The organism is Actinomadura bangladeshensis (assembly GCF_004348335.1).
Lineage (GTDB): Bacteria > Actinomycetota > Actinomycetes > Streptosporangiales > Streptosporangiaceae > Spirillospora > Spirillospora bangladeshensis.
Map to the genome: position 1 here is coordinate 1 of NZ_SMJW01000377.1, position 5,531 is coordinate 5,531.

Below are 5,531 nucleotides of genomic sequence, written 5' to 3' on the forward strand. Positions count from 1 at the left end.
ACCCTACGGAACCCCCGCCCTACGGACCCCGTCGCCGGTGCACCGGCCGACCGTCACGTTCGCTCGGTGAGAGCGGGCTCGGCGGCGAAATGGCAGGCGCTGGGGTGCGCCGAGCCGTCCCGCTCGACCAGGGACGGCACCTCGTCGGCGCAGACGTCCCGCGCCTTCCAGCAGCGGGTGCGGAAGCGGCAGCCGGACGGCGGGTCCAGCGGCGAGGGCGGCTCCCCCTCCAGCTGGATCTGGTCCGACCAGCCCGGCGCGTCCGGGTCGGGCACGGGCACCGCCGACAGCAGCGCCTGGGTGTACGGGTGCGTCGGATGCTCGTAGATCTGCGCCTCGTGCCCGGTCTCGACGACCTTGCCCAGGTACATGACGGCGACGCGGTCGGAGATGTGCCGGACGGCGGCCAGGTCGTGCGCGATGAACACGTACGCCAGGCCCAGCTCGCGCTGCAGCTCGGCGAGCAGGTTCATCACCTGCGCCTGGACGGAGACGTCCAGCGCCGACACCGGCTCGTCGCACACGACCACGTCGGGGCGCAGCGCGAGGGCGCGGGCGATCCCGACGCGCTGGCGCTGCCCGCCGGAGAACTGGTGCGGGTACCGGTTGACGTGGTCGGGTTCGAGCCCGACCAGCTCCAGCAGCTCCTGGACCCGCCTGCGGCGCTCCCCCTTCGGCGCGGCGCCGGGGTGGATCGCGAACGGCTCGCCGACGATGTCGCCGACCGTCATCCGGGGGTCGAGGGAGGAGTACGGGTCCTGCATCACCAGCTGGATGCGGCGGCGCAGCGCCCGCAGCTCCCGCTTCGGCAGCGCGAACACGTCCCGGCCGTCGAAGCGGACCGTCCCGGCGGTGGGCCGCTCGGCGGCGAGCAGCAGCTTCGCCAGCGTCGACTTCCCGCAGCCGGACTCGCCGACGACGCCGAGCGTCTCGCCGCGCCGCAGCTCCAGGTCGACGCCGTCCACGGCCTTGACCTGGCCGACCGCCCGCTTGACCAGCACGCCCCGGGTCACCGGGTAGTGCTTGACGAGCCCCTCCACCTGGAGGATCGGCGCGCCGCCCTGCTCGGGCGCCGCACGCGGGTCGGGCGCTTCATTCGGGTCCGGCACCGTGGACCTCCTCGGCGAAGTGGCAGGCGGCCTCGTGGCCGGGCGCGACGGTGACGAGCGGCGGCCGCTCCGCCGCGCAGAGCGCCTCGGCGCGGGGGCAGCGGGGCTGGAACGGGCAGCCGGGCGGGAGCGCGGCCGGGTTCGGCGGCGCCCCCTTGATCGGGACGAGCGGCGCGCCGCGCCGGTCGAGGCGCGGCACCGACGCGAGCAGGCCGCGGGTGTAGGGGTGCGCGGGCCGCGCGTACAGCTCGCGGGCGGGCGCCTGCTCGGCGACCGACCCCGCGTACATGACGACGATCCGGTCGGCGACGCCGGCGACGACGCCGAGATCGTGGGTGATCAGCACCATGCCCATGCGCAGCTCGTCCTGGAGCCCGGCGAGCAGCCGCATGATCTGCGCCTGGACGGTCACGTCCAGCGCGGTGGTCGGCTCGTCGGCGATGAGGACGTCCGGCTCCAGCGCCAGCGCCATCGCGATCATGATGCGCTGGCGCATGCCGCCGGAGAACTGGTGCGGGTAGTCGCCGAGCCGCTTGGCGGCGGACGGGATCCGCACCCGCTCCATCAGCTCGACGGCCTTGCCGCGGGCCGCCCGCCGGCCGAGCCCGCGGTGCACCCGGTACATCTCGCCGAGCTGGTCGCCGACGGTGAACACCGGGTTCAGCGCGGTCAGCGCGTCCTGGAAGATCATCGAGATGCGGTCGCCCCGGTAGGCGCGGCGGCGCCGCTCGGGCAGGCCGAGCAGCTCCTCGCCGCGCAGCCGCACCGACCCGCGCTCGACGCGGGCGGGCGGCACGTCCAGGATGCCCATGACGGCCTGGGCCGCGACGCTCTTGCCCGACCCGGACTCGCCGAGGATCGCGAGCGTCTCCCCCTCGTCGAGGGTGTACGACAGGCCGTTCACCGCGTGGACGTCCTGGCCGCGCACGCGGAACCGGACGTGCAGGTCGTCGACGCGCAGCAGCGGCGGCGGCGCCGGGTCGTCCTTCAGGTCAGTGAGCATGGCCGGAGTCACCGCAGCTTCGGGTCGAGGGCGTCGCGGGCGGCGTCGCCGAGCATCAGGAAGCTCAGCACCGTCGCCGACAGGAACACGGCGGGGAAGACCAGCAGGTGCGGATGGTCGATGAACGAGTCCTTCGCCTGGTTCAGCTGGAGCCCCCAGGACACCTCCGGGTACTGCAGGCCGACGCCGAGGAAGTCCAGCGTCGCCTCCCCCACGATCACGTTGCCGACGTTGAGGGTGGCGACCACGATCACCGGGGCGATCGCGTTCGGCAGGATGTGCCGCGCCATGATCCGCGCGTCGGACGCGCCGAGCAGCCGGGACGCCTGCACGTAGTCGGCGTCCCGGACGGCGATGACCTGCCCCCGCATGATGCGGATCATCGTCGTCCAGCCGAGCAGCACCAGGACCAGCGTCATCGCCCACACGCCGTGCGAGGGGAACGCCACGAGGATCACCGTGGCGCCGAGCACGAACGGCAGCCCGAAGAACACGTCGGTGATCCGCGCGATCAGGGCGTCCAGCAGGCCGCCGTAGTAGCCGGCGAGCAGCCCGAACACGAGCGCGATCGCCAGCGCGAACAGGGTGACGGCGACGCCGATCAGCAGCGTCGGGCGGGCGCCGTGCACGACGTGCGCGTAGTAGTCGCATCCGGCGAGGTCGGTGCCGAACCAGTGGTCGCCGGACGGGCCGAGCTTGGCGGCGTTCGGGTCGCAGCCCTGGTTGACGTCCCTGCCGGTGAACAGCCGCGGCAGCGCCGCCATCACCGCCACGACCGCGAGGATCGCCACCGACCCCCAGAACACCCAGCGGCGCCGCAGGTCGCGCCACGCGTCGTCCCACAGCGAGGCCCGGCCGATCTCGCCGCCCGCGGCGGCGACCGCCGCGGCGCTCGTCCCGGCGGCACCGGTCTCGGGTCCCGGCTCGGCGCCGGGCGGCGGCCCGGCGTCCGGCTCCTTGATCGTCATGCGCGCCTCACTCGTACCTGATCCGCGGGTCGAGCACCCCGTACAGCAGGTCCACGACCAGGTTGACCAGCAGGAAGATCAGCACCAGCACGGTGACCGCGCCGACCACGACCGGGCCCTCCTTCAGCTGGATCGACTGGAACACCTGCTGCCCGATGCCCGGCAGGTTGAAGATGCCCTCGGTCACGACCGCGCCGCCCATCAGGTTGCCGAAGTCGACGCCGAGGTAGGTGACCACCGGGATCAGCGAGTTGCGGAGCGCGTGCCGACCGACCACCCGCGCCCGCGACAGGCCCTTGGCGTTCGCGGTGCGCACGTAGTCGGCCCGCAGGTTCTCCGACAGGCTCGTCCGCGTCAGCCGCGCCACGTACGACAGGCCGAGCGAGCCGAGCACGATGCCGGGCAGCAGGTAGCTCATCGGCCAGCCCTCGTCCGTCCCGGCCGTCGGGAAGATCTGCCAGTGCAGCCCGAACAGCAGCTGCGCCGTGTACCCGAGGACGAACACCGGCACCGCGATCACCAGCGTCGTCCCGCCGAGGACGAGGGTGTCGGCGAACCTCCCGCGGCGCAGGCCCGCCCACGTGCCGAGCGCGATCCCGATCGCCAGCTCGAAGATCCACGCGGTGAGGGCGAGCTGCGCGGTCACCGTCCACCGCCCGCTGAGCATCTCCGACACGCTCTGGCCCGTGTAGTTCTCGCCCAGGTCGCCCTGGAACAGGCCCCACATGTACTTCGCGTACTGCACCAGCAGCGGGTCGTTCAGGTTGTACCGGTCCCGGAGCGTCTGCAGGACGTTCTCCGGGACCGGTTTGTCCCCGGCGAGCGCCTGGATCGGGTCGCCCGGAAGCGCGAACACCATCACGTAGATGAGCAGCGTCGTGCCGATGAAGACGGGGACCGCCTGCAGGAGCCGCCGTAGGACGTAGCGCCACATCGCGGGCTACTTCACCGTCACATCCGTCGCGACCAGCCCCGTGGAGAACGGGGTGATCGTGACATGGTCGACGTTCTCGGACCGGCCGCCCTGCCCCGCCCACGTCCAGAGCGGGATCATCGGCATCTCCTGGATCGCGATGTCCTCGGCCTGGTTGTAGAGCGCGAGGGCCTGCTGCTGGTCGGCCGAGCGGTTCGCCTGCGCGATGAGGTCGTTGAACTCCTTGCTGTCCCAGCCCATGCGGTTGTCCGGGCCCCACATGTTCTCCAGGTAGTTCTGGGGGCTCGGGTAGTCGGCCTCCCAGTTCTGCCGGTACGGGCCCTTCTCCGAGTGCTCGCGCAGCATGGAGAAGTAGTCGGACGCGGGCACCTGGCGGAACTGGATGTCGGTGATGCCGAGGTTGTCGCGCAGCGAGTTCGCGACGATCTGCATCCACTGCGCGTAGGTCGGCTGCGCGTTGGAGAAGTACAGCTCCATCGTCCCCTTGAACCCGCCGGCCTTGGCGAACAGCTGCTTGGCCTTCGCCGGGTCATAGGTGCACGGCTCGCCGCACGCGTTGTCGCGGTGGCCCGGGATGATGGACGGGATGAGCGAGTCGGCCGGGAAGTAGTCGCCGTTGTAGACCGCCTTGTTGATGCCCTGGCGGTCGATGACCATCGAGATGGCCTTGCGCAGGTCGGGGTTGTCGAACCGCTTGTCGAACAGCGGGAAGCCGAGGTAGTCGGTGGTGCTCATCTTGCGGGCGAGGAACCGGTCGCCGAGCAGCCGCTTCGCCTCGGGCACCTTCGCCGCCGGGATCGTCTGCAGCACGTCGATCCGGCCGGCGCGCAGATCGGTGTAGGCGGTGTCGGCGCTGGAGTAGCTCTTCCAGGTCACGCCCTTGTTCTTCGGCTTGCGCGGCCCTGCGTACCCCGGGAACGCGACGAGCTTGACCTGCTTGTTGCGCTCCCAGTTGCCGTCCATCATGTACGGCCCGTTGCCGATCGGGTGCTCGTCGAACGCCTTCAGGTCCTTCAGCCCCGCCTTCGGCATCGGCGCGTACGCCGGGTACGTCAGCAGCAGCGGGAACTGGCTGAACGGCGCGTTGAGCGTGACCTTCATCGCGTCCGGCCCGGTCACCTCCACGCCCGACAGCGTGTCGGCCTTCGGCTTGGCGTCCTCGTCCTCGGGGTTCATCTCCTCGTACCCCTTGATGTAGGAGAAGTAGGAGTTGGCGCCCATGGCGTTCGGGCCGTACGCGGCGCTGTTCCACGCGTCCGCGAAGCTCTGCGCGGTGACGGGCTCCCCGTTGTGGAACTTCTGCCCCGGCCGGACCTTGACCGTCCAGACCTTCTGGTCGTCGGACGTGACGGACTCGGCGGCCAGCGGCACGGCCTGCCCGTCCGTGCCGAGCGTCATCAGGTTGTCGAACAGCTCGGTGATCACGTCGAAGGAGTAGCTGCTGGTGGTGTTGGCGGGCACCAGGTGGTCGGGTTCGGAGTGGCCGACGGTGAACGTCCCGTCCCCGGCCCCCGCCC

The 5,531-nt window shown here is 71.5% G+C and carries 5 protein-coding genes; all 5 read right to left on the reverse strand.

Annotated features, from left to right (window positions below):
* Nucleotides 1–53 precede the first annotated feature (53 nt).
* Nucleotides 54–1,109 (reverse strand): ABC transporter ATP-binding protein, encoded by a 1,056-nt coding sequence (locus E1284_RS37955; RefSeq protein ID WP_131944976.1) that lies wholly within the window; start codon nucleotides 1,107–1,109, stop codon nucleotides 54–56.
* Nucleotides 1,093–2,112: an ABC transporter ATP-binding protein gene (locus tag E1284_RS37960; RefSeq protein WP_131944977.1), complete on the reverse strand. Its 1,020-nt coding sequence runs from the start codon at nucleotides 2,110–2,112 to the stop codon at nucleotides 1,093–1,095. Before E1284_RS37960 ends, E1284_RS37955 begins: the two co-directional genes overlap by 17 nt.
* An 8-nt stretch (nucleotides 2,113–2,120) precedes the next feature.
* Nucleotides 2,121–3,080 (reverse strand): ABC transporter permease, encoded by a 960-nt coding sequence (locus tag E1284_RS37965; RefSeq protein WP_131944978.1) that lies wholly within the window; start codon nucleotides 3,078–3,080, stop codon nucleotides 2,121–2,123.
* A gap of 7 nt (nucleotides 3,081–3,087) precedes the next feature.
* Nucleotides 3,088–4,014 carry an ABC transporter permease gene (locus E1284_RS37970; RefSeq protein ID WP_131944979.1) on the reverse strand — a complete coding sequence of 309 codons (927 nt, stop codon included), beginning with the start codon at nucleotides 4,012–4,014 and terminating at the stop codon, nucleotides 3,088–3,090.
* Between the two features lie 6 nt (nucleotides 4,015–4,020).
* On the reverse strand, nucleotides 4,021–5,531 hold a 1,511-nt coding region (locus tag E1284_RS37975), incomplete at its 5' end, for a peptide ABC transporter substrate-binding protein (protein WP_131944980.1).

Coding starts and splice junctions, on each gene's coding strand:
- E1284_RS37960 (WP_131944977.1), bottom strand. CDS start 2,112: ATGCTCACTGACCTGAAGGACGACCCGGCGCCGCCGCCGCTGCTGCGC.
- E1284_RS37965 (WP_131944978.1), bottom strand. CDS start 3,080: ATGACGATCAAGGAGCCGGACGCCGGGCCGCCGCCCGGCGCCGAGCCG.
- E1284_RS37970 (WP_131944979.1), bottom strand. CDS start 4,014: ATGTGGCGCTACGTCCTACGGCGGCTCCTGCAGGCGGTCCCCGTCTTC.